The organism is Acidipila sp. EB88 (assembly GCF_003858395.1).
Classification (GTDB): Bacteria; Acidobacteriota; Terriglobia; order Terriglobales; family Acidobacteriaceae; genus EB88.
Map to the genome: position 1 here is coordinate 3,245,775 of NZ_QWEV01000005.1, position 18,666 is coordinate 3,264,440.

General features: G+C 65.1%; 16 protein-coding genes. 10 read left to right on the plus strand and 6 right to left on the minus strand.

Annotated features, from left to right (window positions below):
- Nucleotides 1-74 precede the first annotated feature (74 nt).
- Complete coding sequence (locus D1Y84_RS13710; RefSeq protein WP_124849190.1) at nucleotides 75-392, plus strand: hypothetical protein; 318 nt, start codon at nucleotides 75-77, stop codon at nucleotides 390-392.
- A gap of 70 nt (nucleotides 393-462) precedes the next feature.
- On the opposite strand, the gene D1Y84_RS13715 is transcribed toward D1Y84_RS13710, so the two are convergent.
- The 5 genes from D1Y84_RS13715 to D1Y84_RS13735 form a co-directional block, all read right to left on the minus strand.
- Complete coding sequence (locus tag D1Y84_RS13715; protein ID WP_124849191.1) at nucleotides 463-813, minus strand: STAS domain-containing protein; 351 nt, start codon at nucleotides 811-813, stop codon at nucleotides 463-465.
- Nucleotides 810-1,298 carry an ATP-binding protein gene (locus tag D1Y84_RS13720; protein ID WP_124849192.1) on the minus strand — a complete coding sequence of 163 codons (489 nt, stop codon included), beginning with the start codon at nucleotides 1,296-1,298 and terminating at the stop codon, nucleotides 810-812. The genes D1Y84_RS13715 and D1Y84_RS13720 overlap by 4 nt, the downstream gene beginning before the upstream one ends.
- 71 nt (nucleotides 1,299-1,369) lie before the next feature.
- Entirely contained in the window at nucleotides 1,370-1,930 is a 561-nt protein-coding gene (locus tag D1Y84_RS13725; RefSeq protein WP_124849193.1) for a (deoxy)nucleoside triphosphate pyrophosphohydrolase, read from the minus strand.
- A gap of 260 nt (nucleotides 1,931-2,190) precedes the next feature.
- Nucleotides 2,191-2,919, minus strand: a complete 729-nt coding sequence (locus D1Y84_RS13730; RefSeq protein WP_124849194.1) for an HAD family phosphatase — start codon at nucleotides 2,917-2,919, stop codon at nucleotides 2,191-2,193.
- Between the two features lie 4 nt (nucleotides 2,920-2,923).
- Nucleotides 2,924-3,343: an organic hydroperoxide resistance protein gene (locus tag D1Y84_RS13735; protein ID WP_124849195.1), complete on the minus strand. Its 420-nt coding sequence runs from the start codon at nucleotides 3,341-3,343 to the stop codon at nucleotides 2,924-2,926.
- Between the two features lie 168 nt (nucleotides 3,344-3,511).
- On the opposite strand from D1Y84_RS13735, the gene D1Y84_RS18960 reads away from it, so the two are divergent.
- From D1Y84_RS18960 to secA, 4 genes are all read left to right on the plus strand, one after another.
- Nucleotides 3,512-5,077, plus strand: a complete 1,566-nt coding sequence (locus D1Y84_RS18960; protein WP_158615487.1) for a tyrosine-type recombinase/integrase — start codon at nucleotides 3,512-3,514, stop codon at nucleotides 5,075-5,077.
- Nucleotides 5,074-6,387 (plus strand): tyrosine-type recombinase/integrase, encoded by a 1,314-nt coding sequence (locus D1Y84_RS18965; protein ID WP_124849197.1) that lies wholly within the window; start codon nucleotides 5,074-5,076, stop codon nucleotides 6,385-6,387. Before D1Y84_RS18960 ends, D1Y84_RS18965 begins: the two co-directional genes overlap by 4 nt.
- A gap of 206 nt (nucleotides 6,388-6,593) precedes the next feature.
- A complete protein-coding gene (locus D1Y84_RS13750; protein ID WP_233581418.1) occupies nucleotides 6,594-7,790 on the plus strand; it encodes an alpha/beta hydrolase in 1,197 nt (398 codons plus the stop codon).
- A gap of 83 nt (nucleotides 7,791-7,873) precedes the next feature.
- A complete protein-coding gene (gene secA, locus D1Y84_RS13755; protein WP_124849198.1) occupies nucleotides 7,874-11,260 on the plus strand; it encodes a preprotein translocase subunit SecA in 3,387 nt (1,128 codons plus the stop codon).
- Between the two features lie 392 nt (nucleotides 11,261-11,652).
- Here secA and D1Y84_RS13760 read toward each other — a convergent pair whose 3' ends face one another.
- Complete coding sequence (locus D1Y84_RS13760) at nucleotides 11,653-11,856, minus strand: cold-shock protein (RefSeq protein WP_124849199.1); 204 nt, start codon at nucleotides 11,854-11,856, stop codon at nucleotides 11,653-11,655.
- Between the two features lie 223 nt (nucleotides 11,857-12,079).
- Between D1Y84_RS13760 and D1Y84_RS13765 the strand changes: the two genes are divergently transcribed.
- The 5 genes from D1Y84_RS13765 to D1Y84_RS13785 all read left to right on the plus strand — a co-directional run bounded on the left by D1Y84_RS13765 (nucleotide 12,080) and on the right by D1Y84_RS13785 (nucleotide 18,648).
- Nucleotides 12,080-12,727, plus strand: coding sequence for a hypothetical protein (locus tag D1Y84_RS13765; protein ID WP_124849200.1), 648 nt, complete (start codon nucleotides 12,080-12,082; stop codon nucleotides 12,725-12,727).
- 4 nt (nucleotides 12,728-12,731) lie between these two features.
- Nucleotides 12,732-15,284 (plus strand): LptA/OstA family protein, encoded by a 2,553-nt coding sequence (locus tag D1Y84_RS13770; RefSeq protein ID WP_124849201.1) that lies wholly within the window; start codon nucleotides 12,732-12,734, stop codon nucleotides 15,282-15,284.
- Nucleotides 15,285-16,013, plus strand: coding sequence for an LPS export ABC transporter ATP-binding protein (lptB, locus tag D1Y84_RS13775; protein ID WP_124849202.1), 729 nt, complete (start codon nucleotides 15,285-15,287; stop codon nucleotides 16,011-16,013).
- A gap of 171 nt (nucleotides 16,014-16,184) precedes the next feature.
- Nucleotides 16,185-17,912: an RNA polymerase factor sigma-54 gene (gene rpoN, locus D1Y84_RS13780; protein ID WP_124849203.1), complete on the plus strand. Its 1,728-nt coding sequence runs from the start codon at nucleotides 16,185-16,187 to the stop codon at nucleotides 17,910-17,912.
- Between the two features lie 40 nt (nucleotides 17,913-17,952).
- Entirely contained in the window at nucleotides 17,953-18,648 is a 696-nt protein-coding gene (locus tag D1Y84_RS13785) for an HPF/RaiA family ribosome-associated protein (protein WP_124849204.1), read from the plus strand.
- Nucleotides 18,649-18,666 lie beyond the last annotated feature (18 nt).

An 18,666-nucleotide genomic window follows, 5' to 3' on the forward strand; every position in this document is an offset into this window, starting at 1 on the left:
GCAATGTGCGACGTGATCGGTCGTATTCCGCCCGCACTGCAATCCCGTCACAACCCCACCGCATCGCATAGAGCATGGAATCCATCAGGGACCTCGCCGCCTTCAGCCACTCGCTCCAGCAGCCAGCCCCACCCGCCGGCCTTGCACCCCTGGTCGAGGCGCTCTGGTGGGAAGCGCACGGCGATTGGCACAGGGCACACGAGATTGCCCAGGAGATCGAGACCGGGCCACAAGCCCGCAATGCCGCCTGGGTCCACGCCTTTCTGCATCGCAGCGAAGGCGACGCAGCCAACGCCGCCTACTGGTACCGTCGCGCCGGCCAGCCAGTGGCCTCGGTTCCGCTCGAGCAGGAGCGCTGCAGCATCGTAGCCGCGCTGCTGCTCCAGGACTGACCCGCGGAGCGCAAAAAAGCGGCCACGCTCCCGGCAGGGAACATGGCCGCTTCTTTTTACTGCAGCTACACTACTTTGCCGAGAACGCGGAAACCGCGGTGGCTTCGTCATCCTTCACGTCAAACACGGTGTACAGCTTGGTGATCTGCAGGAGGTCGTGGACTTTTTTGGTCAGGTTCAACAGCTTCAGCTCGCCGCCCGCGTTCTTCACCGTCGTGTACGCACTGACCAGTTCGCCCAGACCAGAGCTGTCGATGTAGTTCACATCGCCAAGGTTCAGCAGAATGTGCTTCTGTCCCTTGCTGACCAGCTCCTTGATCGCGTCGCGCAGCTGAACCGATCCTTCGCCGAGAACAATCCGGCCACTCAGATCGAGAATGGTAATGCCGTCCACCTGGCGTGTCTGCAGCGTCATGCTCATCGTTTCGTCTCCTGGTTTCCTGTGTTGGTGCCTGTGTTCGCTTCTGGGGTGAAACGCTTGATCAACGTCATTTCCGTTCCCGGTTCGAGGCGCCGAAAGTGCACCTCATCCATGAACGACCGAATCAGAAAGATACCTCTGCCCGAACCTCGCATCAGGTTTTCAGGCGCCAGGGGGTCGGGCAGTGTATCGGGGTCCAGACCCTCGCCCTCATCCGCAATACAGAAGATAAGCGAAGTGCCTGTGTTCTCAAAACTGGCTGTGATGTGTTTCGCGCTGTTGCCCTTGTTTCCGTGAAACACCGCGTTGGCCGCTGCCTCGCGAACCGCCATCGTGATCCCGAAGCGCGCGTCTTCGTCGATGCCGGCCTCGGCGGCCAGGTGCTCCGCAGTCTGCTCCACCTGGTCCACGCTGGCCAGCGAAGATGCCAGAGTGAGCGTGATCCTGTGCTCGCCGCGCTCGCTGTGTTCCCTGGATCCGAACAAAAGCACTCTCCTGCCAGCGCTGCGCCCGTCCGCGCTCGTCCAGCCGAGTCTACGTCAAACCACCCGTGGCGTCACAGGAGTTTTCCCGCCGCCAGGTCACGAATGAGTGATCGGTCCGCCGCCAGGAAGTCATAGGCCGGCAGGTTCCGCAGCTCGCACCACCGCATCGCCTGGAAGATGTTGTTGCGCAGCTCACCCTGGAACCGGTGCACCACGAAGAACTGCAGGTCCACCGCTCCGCCTGACCGGTACGTATGCCGCAGTCGGATCACGCGGCTTCCAATCTCCGCGTGGATGTCCAGCTCCTCGTGCAGCTCGCGGACCAGCGCCTGCTCCGCCGTCTCGCCCGGCTCCATTTTTCCGCCCGGGAACTCCCATTTGTGCGCCATTGGCTGGTCTGCCCGGCGCTGGCAGATCAGCACCGTGTCGCCGCGCAGGATCAGCGCCGCCACCACGAACCGCACACTCTTGCCCCCGCCGCTGGGTTCGGTCTTCGACTCCGCGTGCAGCTCGATCCCGGACGCAGCAAACGGCCGGCCCGCCGCAAAGGCTTCCTGGCCGGCCGAGGGAGGCTGCCGCTCATCCTCTACATTGCCGTTTGCGCCCGTACTTCCTGCCCGTCCCACATCCATAATTCGGTTGGATTCATAATCCGCTGAGAAGGTCAGCTTTGTTCACACACCCTTTTTAACGGAACGTTCCCGCGCCTGTCCGGGGCCGCCGTTTGTTGCTCTTGCCTACGCGTGCGATGTCAGACCCGGCGATACCCAAGCGCCCGACCCGTATCGATGATCCGCTGAGTCCAGCCCGTAATTCGCACAGGCTCGTCCCGCCTGCCCGCCCGCAACCGCAACAACAAACAGCGCCAACCACCAGCATGGTCGATGCTCCCTTACCGGCGCGCCGCCGCCAGCGCCCGGTCCGGGCGAAACACCGGCCACCCGCGTTGTTCAGCTTCCGCGAGCAGCGCCTCGGAAGGATTCACCGGGTAGGCCCGGCGCGCCATTTCAAGCATCGCCAGGTCATGCACCGAGTTGCCAAACACCGCATCCGGCTCCGCGATCCCGGCCGCGCGCAGCGCCACGGCCTTGGCCTCGTCCGTGGGCACAGCCAGCAGCGTGCCCGTCGCCACGCCATCCACTGCCTTGACCCTGGCCGCGAGCACCCGCTCCGCCCCGATGCTGAACCGCTCTCCCACCCCGGCCTCTACCACCCAGTCCGCCGTGGACGACACTGCCCAGATCTCGCACCCATCCTGCTGCAGCGCGCTGACCAGCTGCTGCATCGCCGGAAAGATCGTCGGCTCCACCACCGACGCAAAGAACTGTGCCGCGGCCTGTTGCAGTTCGGCTTCCCGCAACCCTGCGTACACCTGCACCATCTCGCCGCAGATCGTGGCCTCGTCCACCGTGCCCGCACGGTACTCGCGGTAGCGCGCCGAGAGCCACTCCGAAGCATGCCGCGACACCAGTCCCTGCTCCAGCGACCACCGCATAAACTCGAAGCCCGAGTCCTTCTCCCACAGCGTTCCGTCGCAGTCAAACACCGCGACGCGCGGCTTTGCGGCAAGCACCGCCGCGGTCCACTCTTCGGTACTCCATGTGCTGCCTGCTGCTGCCATAGCCCTACCTCACGATCGTGTGCAGTTGCACATCGATGTTGCCGCGTACCGCGTTGGAGTACGGGCAGATCGCATCCGCCTGCATCACCATCTGCTCGGCGTCGTTCTGCGACAGGCCGCCAACCTCCACCGTCAGCACCACCGATAAACCGTAAACGCCGTTCTCGCGCGCGTGGATGCTGACCATCGCCTCCACAGCCGTCCCCTGCAGGTATGCGCCTGCCTCCTGCGCCACGTGCAGCAGTGAACTCTCAAAGCATGCCGCGTACCCGGCCCCGAACAACTGCTCCGGGTTAGTCGCGTCTTCGCGGCCGCCCAGGGCCCTCGGCGCAGCCAGCCGCAACGACAGCAGTGCATCGGTCGAACTCACCGAACCCTCGCGCCCGCCCTCGGCGCGCACCCTCGTGGTGTACAAAACCGCCATCTGCGTCTCCACTTTCCTTGAACCCGTATGCCCGCCACCAAGTTGCTGCCGCCTGCGCTGCTCGCATCGCGCTCTGCGTTCCAACCAGCCGGTGCCCGGGCAATCTTTCTCCAGTGTAGCCAAGGCCCGTTGCGGCAAACCGCGCCCCGGGTCGCTCCGGGGTGCCTTTTGTGTCACCGTATCCACGCCAAGATCGCGGTGCCCATCCTCGCCGACCGCGCCGATACTACCGGTATGGAGATCCCGGCCTCGGCCCCTGTAGCATCCACCGCGCCGCCCGACCCGCTCCTGCGCGGCTATGCTGCCTATCTCCGGGTCGAGCGTGGGCTGCAGCCGCTCTCTGTCGACGCCTATCAAGGCGACCTCGTGCAGTTTCACACCATGCTCCGGTCAGACCGCGAAGACGCCATGAGCAGCCTCGCCGCGGCCACCCGCCACGATATTGCCCGCTTTCTCGAGGAGCTGGGTGCACGCGGCATTTCGGGCCGCGCCGCCGCGCGCAAGCTTTCCTCGCTGCGCGGTTTCTATCGCTGGCTGCTGCGCTCCGGCCGCATCACCACCGACCCCACCCTGCACATCTCCTCGCCGGCCGCCTGGCTGGTTCTGCCCAAGGCCATCGCCGAGCCGACTCTCGCAGCTGCCATGGATGCCGCCTCCGCGCGCATCGACTCCGCCCACCATCTGGCTGAAGCCATGGACATGGATCAGGACGTAGCTCGGCAGGCAGTTCAGCCCACCCGCCGTAACCCTGGCCGTAGCGGCGCTGGCGGAAAGCAGGCGGGCCGAAACAGTGCAGGCCGGGACGAGGCGCCGCTTCGAGCGCCAGACAGCGCGTCAGGCAGCGCACGGAGCAGCGTACCGGGCGAGGCACCGGCTCATGTGTCGCCCCGTGCCGCGCGCGCGGCACTCTCGGCTGCCACCGCCCTCGCGGCGGACGCCCACCTGGCCGAGGCGCTCGCGCTGCGCGACGCGGCCATGCTCGAGGTCCTCTACGCGGGCGGCCTGCGTGCTTCCGAGATTGCCACGCTCTCCGTGGCCAGCCTCGATCTTGAGGGCAGCCGCCTGCGCGTACTCGGAAAGGGCGATCGTGAACGCGTGGTACCAATTGGCGTCCCGGCCACCCAGATGCTGGAGCGCTACCTCCAGGCCGGCCGGCGCGTGCTCGCGCAGCCGGGGGGCGAGCAGGCGCACTCCGGCAAAAAGGCAGTGTCATCCCGGGCGCAAAGCAGGGCCCGGCCCCGCGCAGAGGCGCCCGCCCGTCCCGGACTCGTTTCGCCGGCCGCCCCGAACGTCCTCAACAGGCCCCGGCTTGGCTCCGCTTTGCAGAAACAAGTCACCGGCGACCCATCGAACGCGCTGTTCCTCACGGCTCGCGGTCTGCCGGTCACCCGCCAGCTGGTGTGGCAGATTGTGAAGGACCGCGTCGGCCCCGCAGCCAGCCCCCACATGCTGCGCCACAGCTGCGCTACCCACATGGTCGACCACGGCGCCGATCTCCGCTCCGTGCAAACCGTGCTCGGCCACGCTGACATCACCACCACGCAGATCTACACGCACGTGGCCCTGGGTCGCCTTCAGGCCGTGCATCACGCCCACCACCCCCGCGAACAGCGCCATGCCGCCCGACAACCGCTTGCGACACCGCTCGTTGGGGGCTCCGCCACCAGCGACACCAGTCGCGGGGAGGTAGTCGCTCTTACCGGGCTCCTCGCAACCGGGCCCGGAGAGCCATGACCTCAGCCGCCCCCGCCCAGCCGCCCGCGAGGACCGCCGAAGAAGCAGCCTCGCCGCCAGCGTTTCCCGAAGCCTGGCAGGCCGCCTTTGCAGGGTTCCTGCACCAGCTCCAGCATCAGCGCGCTGCTTCCACCCACACCCTGCGCGCTTACCGCCGCGAGCTTCATGATTTCATCCGGTACAGCACGCTCTCGGCTGGGCTCGCCACACCCTCCCTGATCACCCACGCACACGTGCAGGACTTCCTGCTGGTGCTCTACGACCGCGGCCTCGCGAAACCCTCCGTCGCCCGCTCCCTGGCCGCCCTGCGCTCCTGGTGCAAATGGCTCGCGCGCGAAGGCGTACTTGAGCAGAACCCCGCCTCGCTCGTCGGCACCCCCAAGCTTCCCCGGCGACTCCCGCGGGTTCCTTCCGCAGGCGAGCTTAACGACGCCATGGATGTGATCAGCGCAATCAGCGCGAATGCCAGTGCAAGCAGCCGCAGCAGGGCAGCCAGCGCACGTTCCGTGAAGAGCCAAGACGCCGCCCCCGGCGCAACTTCCGGCGCGGGCCGAGCCCCCGCAACCAGCACTGTCGCCAGTCTCGCCAACAGCGCCGCCCAGGCCTCCGCCGCGGAGGTCGCCGCGTGGCCCTCCCGCGACGCCCTGATCCTCGAGCTGCTCTACGGCTGCGGCCTCCGCAATGCCGAGCTCGCCGCGCTGGACCTCGCCTCCATCGACGCCCCTGCCGCCCTGCTGCGCATCCGCGGCAAGGGCCGCAAGGAGCGACTGGTGCCGCTCGGCAGCTCCGCAGCCCTCGCTCTCACGCTGTACCTGCCTACCCGCGCCGCCGCCCTGGAGAAGGCTTCCATCGAAAGCGCACCGCGTCGCGCCACTCGCCCGAAGTCCCGTCCCGAGTCCCGCCCCGCCGCTTCAACCCCCGCAGACATCCCCTCTCCACGGCAGACGCCGCAGCAGAACACAGACGCACAGACGTTGCCATCCATAGTCCAGCAAAGCCACGGCCCCCTGCTGCTGCCAGTCTCCGTGCAGCGCCATGCCCGCACAGCCCGCGGCATCCCGCGGCTCACCACCCGCTCCATTGGTCGTATCCTCAAGGCGCTTGCGGTGGCCGCCGGCCTGCCTGCCGAGACCCACCCCCATACCCTTCGCCACGCCTTCGGCACCCACCTGCTCGAGCAGGGTGCCGACCTCCGCGCCATCCAGGAGCTGCTCGGCCACGAGCGCCTGGCCACTACCCAGCGCTACACCCAGCTCACCAACACTCAGGTCGCCGCCGTGTACGACCAGACGCACCCTCGCGCCCGCTAGGCATAAAAAACCGCCTGCGCGGCTTGCGGCACCTGCGGTGCGGCTGCATATCTCGCCATCATCTTCCTGGCTTGCCAGTGAGCGCCGCAGGCAGAAACCCGCCGCGAAGTGGCCGCCAGCCGCGCAGGCGGCTTGCGCCTTTGCCGCCCGCTCTGTTCTGCCTTTACAGTGATCCCATCTTTCGAAGCAAGGGAAGTGATCTGCGCATGCAGAAGCAGCGGTCCGCACCATCCATCGGTTTCCTCGCCCTCGCCCTTTGCTGCGTCGCCGGCGCCCACGCTCAGACAGCCGGTACGCCACCCACCGGCCCCACCGCCGACACCAGCGTCATCGACGCTGACGGCACCGCGCACATCACCCGCGTCGCTCCGTTACCCGCCACGCTCAGCACCGAGTCCCGCGCCCGCTGGTCGAAACAGGTCTCCGACGCCGCCAGGCCGCAGACCCTGGCTGAGCGCCGCGCTGGCACCGACACCTGGCAGACCCGGGCAGGCAAGCAGTCCGCTGCGATCTACCCGGTCAGGATCACCGAGGGACAGATGGTAGGCGGCGTTCCTGTTCGTATCATCGATCCGCTGCCCGACACCACGCCCGGTCCCGCCTCAGGACCCGGCTCCTCATCCCGCGACCCATGGCACTACTCAACGCTGCAAGGCCCGGCCGCTGCGCCGGTTCCGGCGAACAGCACACCTGACCGCCCCGACCGCGTCCTCATCTGCCTCCACGGCGGCGGCTTCAACTCCGACTCCGGCTCCTACACCGAGTCGGTCCCCATTGCCAATCTCACCCGCACCCGCGTCGTCTCGGTGCTCTACCGCCTCGCCCCCGAGCACCCGTACCCGGCCGCCCTTGAAGACGCCATCGCCGTCTACCAGGCGCTGCTCAAGAGCTACAAGCCTGCGCACATCGCCATCTACGGCACCTCCGCAGGCGCCCTGCTTACCGGCGAGGTCGCGGTGCGCCTCAAGCAGTTGCACCTGCCCCAGCCGGGTGCTCTGGGCATCTTCTCCGGCATGGGCGACCTTACCGCCGTCGGCGATTCGGCCTCGCTGTTCACCCTCGAGGGCTACTCGGGTCATCTCGACGCCCCCGCCGCCAACCCCGACCGCCGGACCATCAGCCCTGAATACACCACCACCCACGACCCCCACGACCCCGTGCTCTCGCCCAACTACTCCGACCTCCACGGCGTCGCGCCCACCCTGTTCGTCACCAGCTCCCGCGATGTCCTGCTTTCGGGCACCGCCGACATGCAGCGCGCCTGGGACCGCGACTCGGTTCCCAACAAGCTCGTGGTGTTCGACGGCCTGCCCCATGCCTTCTGGAACGATGTCAGCCTCTCCGAATCTCGCGAAGCCTACGCCACCATGGCGCGCTTCTTCCTGGAGCAGCTCGCGCCCTAGTCGCTCGAAACCTGCAGCGCTCACACGCCCGGGCTTCCTCTGCCGGGCAAACCATTTACACTCGTAGGCGAGGATTTTTCGCTTTGATCGGTGGCACATTAACCAAGATTTTCGGGACCAGCAACGAGCGCGCCGTCAAGCGCCTGCTGCCCGTCGTGGACGAAATCGCCGGCTTCGAGCCTTCGCTCCTGCCGCTCTCGGACGAAGAACTCCGCGCCAAAACAACCGAGTTCAAAGCCCGCATTGCCGCCGCCGTCAAGGCAGTCGAGAACGATGGGGAAGACGCCATCGCAGCCGCGGAAAAGCGCGCCCTCGACGAGTTGCTGCCCGAGGCCTTTGCGGTCGTCCGCGAAGCCGGCAAGCGCATCGTCGGCATGCGCCACTTCGACGTGCAGATGATCGGCGGCATGGTGCTGCACCAGGGCAAGATCGCCGAAATGCGCACCGGTGAAGGCAAGACGCTCGTCGCCACCGCACCCTGCTACCTCAATGCGCTCGCGGGCAAGGGCGTCCACGTCATCACCGTCAACGACTACCTCGCCAAGCGCGATGCCGAGTGGATGGGCAAGATCTACGAGTTCCTCGGCCTGACCGTCGGCGTCATCGTCCATGACCTTGACGACGCTCAGCGCCGCGAAGCCTACGCATCCGATATCACCTACGGCACCAACAACGAGTTCGGCTTCGACTACCTGCGCGACAACATGAAGTTCGAGCTCTCCGAGTGCGTGCAGCGCGGCAACTACTTCTCCATCGTTGATGAAGTCGACTCCATCCTCATCGACGAAGCCCGCACCCCGCTGATCATCTCCGGCCCGACCGACCAGACCACCGACAAGTACGCCCGCGTCAACCGCATCATCCCCGCGCTTGAAAAAGGCGAGGAGATCGAAAAGGGCGAAGAGAAGATCCTCACCGGCGACTATGTTGTGGATGAAAAGCATAAGTCCATCACCGTCACCGACGAGGGCTGGGAAAAGATCGAGGGGCTGCTCGAGATCGGCAACATCGCCGACCCGGAAAACTGGGACCTCAAGCACCACGTCGAAGTCGCCATCAAGGCGCACTCGCTCTACCGCCGGGATGTCGCCTACGTCGTCAAGGACGGCGAGGTCATCATCGTCGACGAGTTCACGGGGCGCCTCATGCCCGGCCGCCGCTGGTCCGACGGGCTGCACCAGGCCGTCGAAGCCAAGGAAGGCGTCAACATCCGTCGCGAAGACCAGACGCTTGCGACCATCACCTTCCAGAACTACTTCCGCCTCTACAAAAAACTCTCCGGCATGACCGGTACCGCCGAGACCGAGGCCGTCGAGTTCGACAAGATCTACAAGCTTGAAATCGTCGTCATCCCCACCAACCGGCAGATGCTGCGCATCGAGAATCCCGACGTCGTCTTCCGCACCGCCAAGGAAAAGTACAACGCGGTCGCGGATGAGATCGCTGAGCTCCACAAGAAGGGCCAGCCCTGCCTCGTCGGCACCACGTCGATTGAGAAGTCCGAGCTGCTCTCGCAGATCCTGCAGCATAAGGGTGTCGAGCACGTCGTGCTCAATGCAAAGTTCCATGAGCGCGAAGCCGAGATCGTCGCCCAGGCCGGCCGTCTCGGCATGGTCACCATTGCCACCAACATGGCTGGCCGCGGCACCGACATCCTGCTTGGCGGCAACGCCGAGTTCATCGCCAAGCAGCAGCTCGCGCGCACCAAGAAAGCGAAACCCGTCGCCGTTGCCGAGGGCGCTATCCAGGCCATCGCCGACCACGGCATGTTCCGCTTCTACTATCAGGGGCAGGAGTTCGAGTGCACCGAGGCCGCCTGGCACGAGGCCATCGAGCACCACACCGAGGACGTCAAGCGCGAGCAGGCTGCCGTCAAGGAAGCCGGCGGCCTCCACATCCTGGGCACCGAGCGCCACGAGTCCCGCCGCATTGACAACCAGCTGCGTGGCCGCGCCGGCCGTCAGGGCGATCCCGGCGCCTCGCGCTTCTATCTCTCGCTTGAAGACGACCTCATGCGCATCTTCGCGCGCGAATGGGTCTCCACCCTGCTGCAGCGCATGGGCATGGAAGAAGGCGTACCCATCGAGTCCGGCATGATCTCCCGCCGCATCGAGGCCGCGCAGAAGGCCGTGGAAGCGCAGAACTTTGAGTCTCGCAAGCACCTGCTCGAGTACGACGATGTCATGAACAAGCAGCGCGAAGCTGTCTATGGCCTGCGCCACGGCCTGCTCGGCGGCGCTGCTGCTGGTGCCGAGGCCCTCGACCAGCGCGAGCTCGTCGTCGAAGACTACGTGCCCAACATTCTCTCTGCCATCCTCGATGAGACCGCCCCCGAAAAGGTCCATCCGGACCAGTGGGACACTGCCACGCTGCGCGCCAAGCTCAAGGAGAACTTCGGCCTCGACCTCGACGCCGAGTCCATCCGGCCCGAAGAGCTTTCGCGCAACCAGCTCGGCGAAACCATCTTCGAGAACCTGAGGGACCGCTACGCCGCGAAGGAAGAAGTCATTGGCTCTCAGGGCATGCGCTACCACGAGCGCGTCATCATGCTCTCCGTGCTCGACGGCTTGTGGAAAGACCACCTGCTGAACATGGACCACCTGAAAGAAGGCATCGGTCTGCGCGGCTACGGTCAGCAGGACCCACTCGTCGCCTATAAGCGCGAGTCTTTCGACATGTTTGAGCAGATGATGACTCGCTTCCAGGAAGACACGGTTCGCTACCTCTTCCTGATGCAGATCGTCGGTCCCGATGGCCAGCCCATCCTGATCCCGTCCAAGCCGCGCAATGCCGGTGGGTCGGGTAATGGCTCCAATCATTCCGGCAATGGCGGAGGTGGCCAGCAGGGAAGCGATCTGCTCCAGGGCACCCAGCAGGGCGCGCTCGCAGCCACCTCCTCCAGCAGCACCGCCGAAGCCTTGCCAGGCTCACTTGGCACGCTGCCCGGCAGCCTCATGGACGCGCTCGATCCCACCGGCGCGCACCTTACCGAGTCCGGTGCAGGTCCCTCGGCCAGCGGTTCTGCCTTGCCTGAGCCGCTCCAGGCTGCCGCCAGCCTGAATGGACCGATGCTTACCGGCCCAACTTTGACCGGCCCGACGGCCGCCTCTAACCCGTCGCCGACCCTGCCACCAAGGCCGCCCACGCCCATGCTCGTGCCGCAGGGCAATGGTGTGGCCCGGCCTGCGCAGCCGCAGAGCGAGCCGGTGGACATGCTCGCTCCCTTCCGTCAGCGCAACCTGATCAAGGGCGGTTTCGAATCGCGCCCCATCTCGTTTGTCCCGGCACGCTCCATCCCCTCGCAGTTCCACCCGGAAAACCGCAAGCCCACACCTGCGCTATCCACTCCTCCGGGCCCTCGCACCAACCTTCACACCATGGAGCGCCGCCTGCAGGAGGCCCGCAACGAGGATCAGGCGCAGGCCCTGGAAGAAGGCGGAGCTGAAAACACGACCGCCATGCCCGAGTAGCACACAGCTCAGAACCAGCTCCAGCGAATGAAGGGTCGCCCAGCGCGATCCTTTTTCATTGCTTTCCAGGAAATCTATTTCCCGTAGCCTATGGACCCTATGGGCTGTGTTCTCAGATTTTCGACCGGCACGTCAGGTGAAAGTGCCGCCGCCCAGGGATGAGGTCCATTCGGAGTACGCGCTGTACCTGTCCACCGGTGATATGGCACGCCTCGGTCTGCTTGTGCTGCGTAGAAGGCTCCCGCGAAGTCTCACGATCAGCAGGGAGGGGCCGGGCTACCCGAAGCTGCCTCAAGCCGCCCCAGACGCGCGGGCTCCTCGGCACAAACAAAAGAGCGGCAGCCCGGAGGCTGCCGCTCTTTTTACATCTACCCGCGGATGCGGGGCCTTGACTAGACGGCCTGAACGTTCTCGGCCTGGAAGCCCTTGGGACCACGCACGACGTTGAACTGAACGCGCTGGCCTTCCTGCAACGAACGGAAGCCGTTCGCGGAGATCGCGGTGAAGTGCACGAAAACATCTTCGTTGTTGCTCTCACGGGTGATGAAGCCGAAACCCTTTGCGTCGTTAAACCACTTAACTGTGCCTTGTTCCATGTGACTGGTATTCCTTAGTAGATCGAATTTCGCTGATATCGGAGCAAGGCGCAACGCATGGCAACTTCATAGAACCGTGCAGAACGAACCCACTCAGTAACGAGCTTGATCAAATCTACCCCGAACTATTTCAGAATGCAAGCGGGAAATGTTACCTATGGGCCAGCGGGTCGTCTAAATGAAGCTTCGAGCCGATTTCTGCGCAGTAGCATCTACGAATCACATGGCCGATCAACTCTTTCTGAGCCTCTGGTATCCCGACTTCCGCTCTGCCGCCCTCGCGCCCGCCTTGCTCGGCGTGCTGCGCCAGTTCGCGCTCATTGGCTCGGTGACCGGCGACACTCCCCTGATCCGGGCCGTCACCGTGTACCCGCTTGCCTGGTCGGAAACCCCCGTCTACACCCGCATTTACGACATCGACAAGCCGGGGCTCGGCGACATCGAAACGGAGCAGGCCCAGCCGCATGTGGCCGTGCCCGCTGCGATGGAGCCGCAGCACGACGACTTCGCCTACGAATTCGAAGCGGAGTGGCTCCTCTGGCAGCCCCAGCTCCAGGGCGGTCTCGATCCGGTCTGGCGCCGTGCGCCGGCCCGTTTCTCAGTGGTAGGGCTCGGCCCGGAGTTCGACGAGCAGGCCTATGAAACCAACGGCCAGATTCGTATTGGCTTCGGCATCGACACACCTTTCCTCCAGGAAGAGGTAGACCTTGATGCACAGGCCTCGGCCCATGTTCGGGAAAATGTCGCCCAGCTTGTACTCCTGGTCCACTCTATCGAAAAGAACTGCGGCATCTCAACGCGTCTGCTCTGGTCCGAGTCCGGCGAGAGCTTGGCCGAGAAGCTGATCGCGCGCCTGCAGCAGGTGAACTAAGCGCATGGCCCGCATCACAATCGACGGCACCCGCAACCAGACCATCCGCACCATTCTCATCGCTTGCTTTGCTGCGCTCGCCTGCGTGCTGCTCGGTTTCCTGGGCCTCAAAAAGCTCAGGATGCACGGCCTTCATTTCGACCTGCCCGGCCAGCTCGGTGCCAACATCACGCAAACAGCAGACGGCTTCACCTACTCGCAGTCCAAGGGCGGCCACACCTTTTTCACCCTGCACGCCTCCAGCATCACCAACTTCAAGCAGGAACAGTCCGAGCTCCACGACGTCTCCATTACCCTTTATGGCCCGGAAGGCTCGCACCGCCAGGACCGCATCTCCGGCAAGGAGTTTCTGTACGACAAGAACAGCGGCGTCGTCACCGCCAAGGGCGCCGTCGAGATCGACATGGCCTCGCCCGCGCAGAACGCGGCACCCGGCTCCCCTCGGCCTGCTGCCAGTGACTCCGCGGTGGTCCCGCCCGACAATATCCACGTGCAGACGAGCGACCTGCGCTTTGACCAGAAGAGCGGCGACGCGCAGACCTCCGCGCCTCTGTCCTTTATCCTGCCGCGCGCCAGCGGCAAGGCCGTCGGTGGCGACTACAACGCCAAGACAGGCGTGCTGGTGCTTGACCAGGCAGTGGAGCTGCACGCGGACCAGAACGGCAGCCCCTCGGTCGTCTACGCCTCGCACGCGCAGATGCTGCGCGACTCGCACGTCACCTACCTGCTCAACGCGCGCTCCGAGTACCAGGGCGGTCACAATTCGGCCGACCAAGCCATCCTGCATTTCCGGCCAGACGGCTCCATTCAGCATCTTGACGCGGAAAACCACGTGCATATGGTCACCGCTGATGGCGCCGAGCTCTACTCCACCACCGCTGCAGCGGACTTCGACGAGCACAGCCAACCGCTTGTCGGCCGAGCCGGCGGCGGCGTCAATTTCCTCTCCAGCAACGCCGATTCGTCCATGCACGGCAATGCTGTGGAAGGCACCATGCAGTTCATGACCGGCCCCGACGGCAAGGCCATCCTGAAGCACGCCAACTTCCACAATGCCGTTTCGTTCGTGCTGCAGGAGAAGTCTCTCGGCGGAGACCCGCGCGGCTCCGCGACCCGCGAGATGACCTCCACCCTGCTCGATATCGACTTCACCCCCGGGCCAGACGGCAAGAGTCTCGCCCGCACCGCCGTCGCCAGGGGCGGTGCCACGGTGGACCTGCATGACCTGCCCTACGGTGCGCCCGCCAGGCACTCCCGGCTGCAGGGTCAACAACTCGTCACCCAGCTCACTGATGGCCACGAGATCCACGAACTCGACGGCTCTGGCGGCACCACGATCATCAACTTCGACCCCACCGGCGCCACTGATACCAGCAAGGGAGACACTCTCCACGCTACCTTTGTGGACGCGCCCCAGACGTACGGCAAGGCCGCCGGGAAGCCCGGCAACAGTGCCGCCCGCGAAAGCGCTCAAATCGAAACCGCTCTGCAGCAGGGCCATGTCACCATGAGTACCCAGCCCGCGCGCGACGCGAAACAAAGCGATGGCACCCCGCAGCAGCCGCTGTACGCTGAGGCCATCACCAGCACCTATCTCGCGTCCTCGCAGACCCTCCACCTCACCGGCGACGGCAAAACGCCGCCACGTGTCCACAACGACACCTTGGCCCTGACTGCCACCACGGTCGACTACAAGCGCGATACCGGCGACGCCACTGCCCACGGCGACGTACGCTCAACCTACCTTCAGCAGCCCGTCCGTGGCACGCAAAAGCCGGCGTCGCCTGGCTCCGGTTCCGGGACACAGCACATGGCGAGTGCCGGCCCTGCCGACCACCCCGCTCCCGGGCTCGGCGGCTCCGGAGTCGTGCACGTCATTGGCGACTCCGCCCGCATGACGCGTACCTCATCCTCCGCCGTGTTCTACGGGTCGGACCACGCCCCGGCCCGCATGTGGCAGGGCTCCAACTCGGTCGAGGCGCCGGTGCTTGAGCTTGGCAAGCAGCAGGGCTCGCTCAACGCCCATGCCGCCGACAACGCCACTGGCAGCACCGCTGCGCATGCCCCGGTCGTCCGCGCTGCCTTTGCTGGCAGACCCGGCAGCACTACCCCGGGCAACCCCGGCTCCGCGGTCACCCGCGTCACCGCCGACACCCTTTTCTATTCCGACACCACGCGGCGCGGCGACTTCCATGGCAACGTGGTGGCGCAGCAGCCCAGCGGCACCCTCCACTCTGACGACGCCGAGGTCTTCCTTGCCGAGGCGCCCGCAGGGCAGGCTTCGCAGCTCGACCACATCGTCGCGACGGGCCACACGATGCTCCAGCAGCCCGGCCGCCGGGGCACGGGCCAGCGACTGGTCTACACCGCTGCCGACGGCAATTACGTCCTCACCGGCACCCCGCAGGATCCGCCGCATGCCACGGATTCCGAAAAAGGTGCGGTTACCGGCGCAACCCTGCTCTTCCGTAGCGGCGATAATAGTGTGGACGTGCTCAATGCTGATGCGGAAGGAAACAACCGTCGCACCGTGACGGACACCCGGACCCCGAAGTAAATGCAAACGCTTTCCACCGAAAACATCGGCAAGAGTTACAAGAATCGTCAGGTTGTACGGGGCGTCTCCATCACTGTCAGCCAGGGTGAGGTCGTCGGGCTGCTGGGCCCCAACGGCGCTGGCAAGACCACCTCCTTCTACATGATGGTTGGCCTGGTCGTTCCTGATTCGGGACGCATCCTCGCCGATGACGCCGACATCACCCGCGTCCCCATGTACCTGCGCGCCCGCAACTACGGCATCTCCTATCTCCCGCAGGAGCCATCCGTCTTCCGCAAGCTCTCTGTTGAAGACAACATCCTGGCCGTGCTCGAGGCACAGTCCATCACCGGCACCGAGCGTCGCCACCGCACCGAGACTCTGATCGAGCAGCTCAACCTCGGCCACATCCGCAAAACCCAGGGCTACGCGCTCTCGGGCGGCGAGCGTCGCCGGGTCGAGATCGCCCGATGCCTCTGCATCAAGCCATCCTTTATCCTGCTCGACGAGCCCTTCTCCGGCATCGATCCGCTTGCCGTCGACGACCTGCAGGAGATCATCTTCGGCCTTAAACAGAGCGGCATCGGCGTGCTCATCACTGATCACAACGTGCGCGAAACCCTCTCGGTCACCGACCGTGCCTACATCATCAACGAGGGCCGTATCTTCTTCACCGGCACTCCGCAGGAACTGGGTTCCAACCCCGAGGTCCGCCGCGTCTACCTGGGAGAAAATTTTCTGCTGGTCTAAATACGGAGCTGCCGCGTCTCAGACGCAGGCAGCCCCTTGCGGATGGAGTCCCGGAACAGCCACCATTACGGAAGAGTAGCGGGGCTTGGGTGCGGTGGCGCGGCATTGCTAAACTCAGGCCACTACTCCGCAAGCAAAATCAAAGTACCGTTTGAGGACTTTCCCTAGGGCATGGTTTCACTCCAGCCAAAACTCAACCTGCGTGTCTCGCAGCGCCAGATTCTTACCCCTGGGCTGATGCAGATGGTCAGCGTCCTGGCGCTCAACAAGATTGAGCTCAAGGACATGATCCAGACCGAAATCGTGGAAAACCCGGTCCTCGAGGAGCTCGAAGAAGCCGTTCCCCTCCTCGATCACGTCGCAGGCCGCGAAGCCGACCGCGAGGTCGCCCCTGTCACGGCGACCGAAGACGTCGAGCGCCCCGACCCGGTCGATCCCTTCGAAGAAATCGACTTCGGCTCCTATTTTCAGGATTACCTCGACCCCGGCTTCCGCTCCCCGCAAAGCTTCGAGATGACCGAAAAGCCCTCCATCGAGAACTTCCTCTCGACCCCAGGCTCGCTCATCGACCATCTCGAATGGCAGGTTGGCTCCCTTTCGCTCGACCCTCTGCTGCGCGCCGCCGTCGATTACATCCTCGGCAACCTGGATGAGGATGGCCGCTGCATCACCAGCGAAGACGATCTGCACTCGGGCTGGTTGCGTGAGCTCTGCTCCAACCTGCAGCCGGCATTGGCCCCCGCCCGTCCCGGCCATGCGGGTATGCCGTCAGTTACCGGGGCGCTCGACCCTTCCCAACGCACGGCCCCGTTCGACGCCGTGGCCTCCGCTGTCTCCGCCAACGCCCGCGCCGCGAGCCTGAACGCAGCCCTGAACGACGGCAGGGAAGAAGACCCGGCCACCCCCCGCGTCCCCGACGCCGAAGCCCTGTTCGCCCGCGCCCTCCAGATCGTCCGTTCGCTTGACCCCATCGGCGTTGGCGCCAGTGACCTGCGCGACTGCCTGCTGCTCCAGATTGCTCACTGCGAGCGCGTGTTTCAGGATTCCTCCTGGAAAAAGGCAGGTGGTGCCGCCGGCGTGCAGGAGCGTATGAACACCTTCGCGGTCGCCCACCGCATCGTGGACACCTGCCTGCCGCTGCTGCACAAGCGCGACCTGCGGGAGCTGGGCAAGGCAGCTCAGGCCACCCCGCAGCAGATTGCCGGGGCGCTCGAGTTCATCCGCACCCTCGATCCACACCCCGGACAGCGGTTCCAGCAGAGCGAGGCCCGCCTCATCGAGCCTGACGTCTCCTTTGTGAAGCGAGACGACGTGTTCATTGCCGTCATGGAAGACGAGTCGCTGCCCACCCTGCGCCTCAACCGCGACTACCGCAAGCTGCTCCACAACGGCGAAGCCGGCAAGGACGTCAAGGACTACGTCAAGGAGCGCTACCGCTCCGCGCTGCAGCTCATGCGCAACATCGAACAGCGCAAGAACACCATCCTGCGCACTTGCGAGGTCATCGTGCGCCGCCAGCAGGAGTTTCTCGAGCATGGCGTACAGGCTCTTAAGCCCATGATGATCAAGGACGTCGCGGAGGAGATCGGCGTGCACCCTTCCACCGTCTCCCGCGCCGTGTCCAACAAGTACGCCCACACCCCGCAAGGCGTCTTCGAGCTGCGCTTCTTCTTTTCCGAGGGTGTTAACGGTCCCGAGGGCTCCGGCACGCCGCTGCTGCTGCTCAAGCGCCGCGTCAAAAAGCTGATCGAAGACGAAGATCCGCGCAAGCCGCTCACCGACGACCACATCACCCAGCTGCTGCAGAAAGAAGGGATCGACGTTACTCGGCGGACGGTGGCAAAGTATCGCGAGGATATGCGCATCCCAAGTACACACCAACGGCGCGTACGCGGCTGACCATCGCCCCGCACCCGCGCTCGCTGGGGAAGGAGCACCGATGGACGTTGAGTACACAGGCAGACAGGCAGTCGTCACTGAAGAAATTCGCTCGCTCACCGAGCCTTACCTCGATCGCATGGAGAAAATGCTCGGTAGTGGGGGCAGCGCACACGTCGTGCTGACCACCGAAAAACACCGGCAGATCGCGGAAGTTACCATCAAGACCCGCGCCACTGATCTCGTCGGTCTCTGCGAGTCCGGCGTCCTCTCCGAAGCCGCCCTGCGCCAGACGCTGCAGCAGGCCCTCGGCAAGGCCGAAGCCCAGGCCATCCGCTTCAAGGAAAAGCGAGACACGCAACGCCGCCTCCCCAAGGATGAGAAGTCCGTCGTCGAAACGTCGCTGGAGCGACCCGGCCGCGCCAAGCGCACCAGCCTGCTGAACTCTGCCGACTCACCGCTTGACGCTGTGCTCGGCCTTGCGCCGGACGGCGTGGGTCCCACGCTTGTGCAGCCCATCTCCACAAAGTCCGGCCATGCGGCCAACGGCAATGGGAATCATGCGGAGTTCGCAACCGAGCCCCACGTCACACGCACCATCGAGGCTGTGGCCCTTAGCCCCATGAGCCTGGAGGAAGCTATCAAGGAACTCGAAACCCGCAATCGCGAGCTCTTCGTTTTCCGTGACAAGGCCGGGCACATCTGCGTGCTGCACTGCAAGCGCGATGGCACGCTGGAGCTCGTCGAACTGCCCTGATTGGCAGGTCCTGATGGC

What these genes read in the sequence shown, in the direction of transcription:
- D1Y84_RS13735 (WP_124849195.1), bottom strand. Translation starts at nt 3,343, where the DNA reads ATGGCGGTTTTGTACACCACGAGGGTGCGCGCCGAGGGCGGGCGCGAG.
- D1Y84_RS18965 (WP_124849197.1), top strand. Translation starts at nt 5,074, where the DNA reads ATGACCTCAGCCGCCCCCGCCCAGCCGCCCGCGAGGACCGCCGAAGAA.
- D1Y84_RS13750 (WP_233581418.1), top strand. Translation starts at nt 6,594, where the DNA reads ATGCAGAAGCAGCGGTCCGCACCATCCATCGGTTTCCTCGCCCTCGCC.
- D1Y84_RS13730 (WP_124849194.1), bottom strand. Translation starts at nt 2,919, where the DNA reads ATGGCAGCAGCAGGCAGCACATGGAGTACCGAAGAGTGGACCGCGGCG.
- D1Y84_RS13710 (WP_124849190.1), top strand. Translation starts at nt 75, where the DNA reads ATGGAATCCATCAGGGACCTCGCCGCCTTCAGCCACTCGCTCCAGCAG.
- lptB (WP_124849202.1), top strand. Translation starts at nt 15,285, where the DNA reads ATGCAAACGCTTTCCACCGAAAACATCGGCAAGAGTTACAAGAATCGT.
- rpoN (WP_124849203.1), top strand. Translation starts at nt 16,185, where the DNA reads ATGGTTTCACTCCAGCCAAAACTCAACCTGCGTGTCTCGCAGCGCCAG.
- D1Y84_RS13725 (WP_124849193.1), bottom strand. Translation starts at nt 1,930, where the DNA reads ATGGATGTGGGACGGGCAGGAAGTACGGGCGCAAACGGCAATGTAGAG.
- D1Y84_RS13765 (WP_124849200.1), top strand. Translation starts at nt 12,080, where the DNA reads ATGGCCGATCAACTCTTTCTGAGCCTCTGGTATCCCGACTTCCGCTCT.
- D1Y84_RS13785 (WP_124849204.1), top strand. Translation starts at nt 17,953, where the DNA reads ATGGACGTTGAGTACACAGGCAGACAGGCAGTCGTCACTGAAGAAATT.
- D1Y84_RS13715 (WP_124849191.1), bottom strand. Translation starts at nt 813, where the DNA reads ATGAGCATGACGCTGCAGACACGCCAGGTGGACGGCATTACCATTCTC.
- D1Y84_RS13760 (WP_124849199.1), bottom strand. Translation starts at nt 11,856, where the DNA reads ATGGAACAAGGCACAGTTAAGTGGTTTAACGACGCAAAGGGTTTCGGC.
- D1Y84_RS13770 (WP_124849201.1), top strand. Translation starts at nt 12,732, where the DNA reads ATGGCCCGCATCACAATCGACGGCACCCGCAACCAGACCATCCGCACC.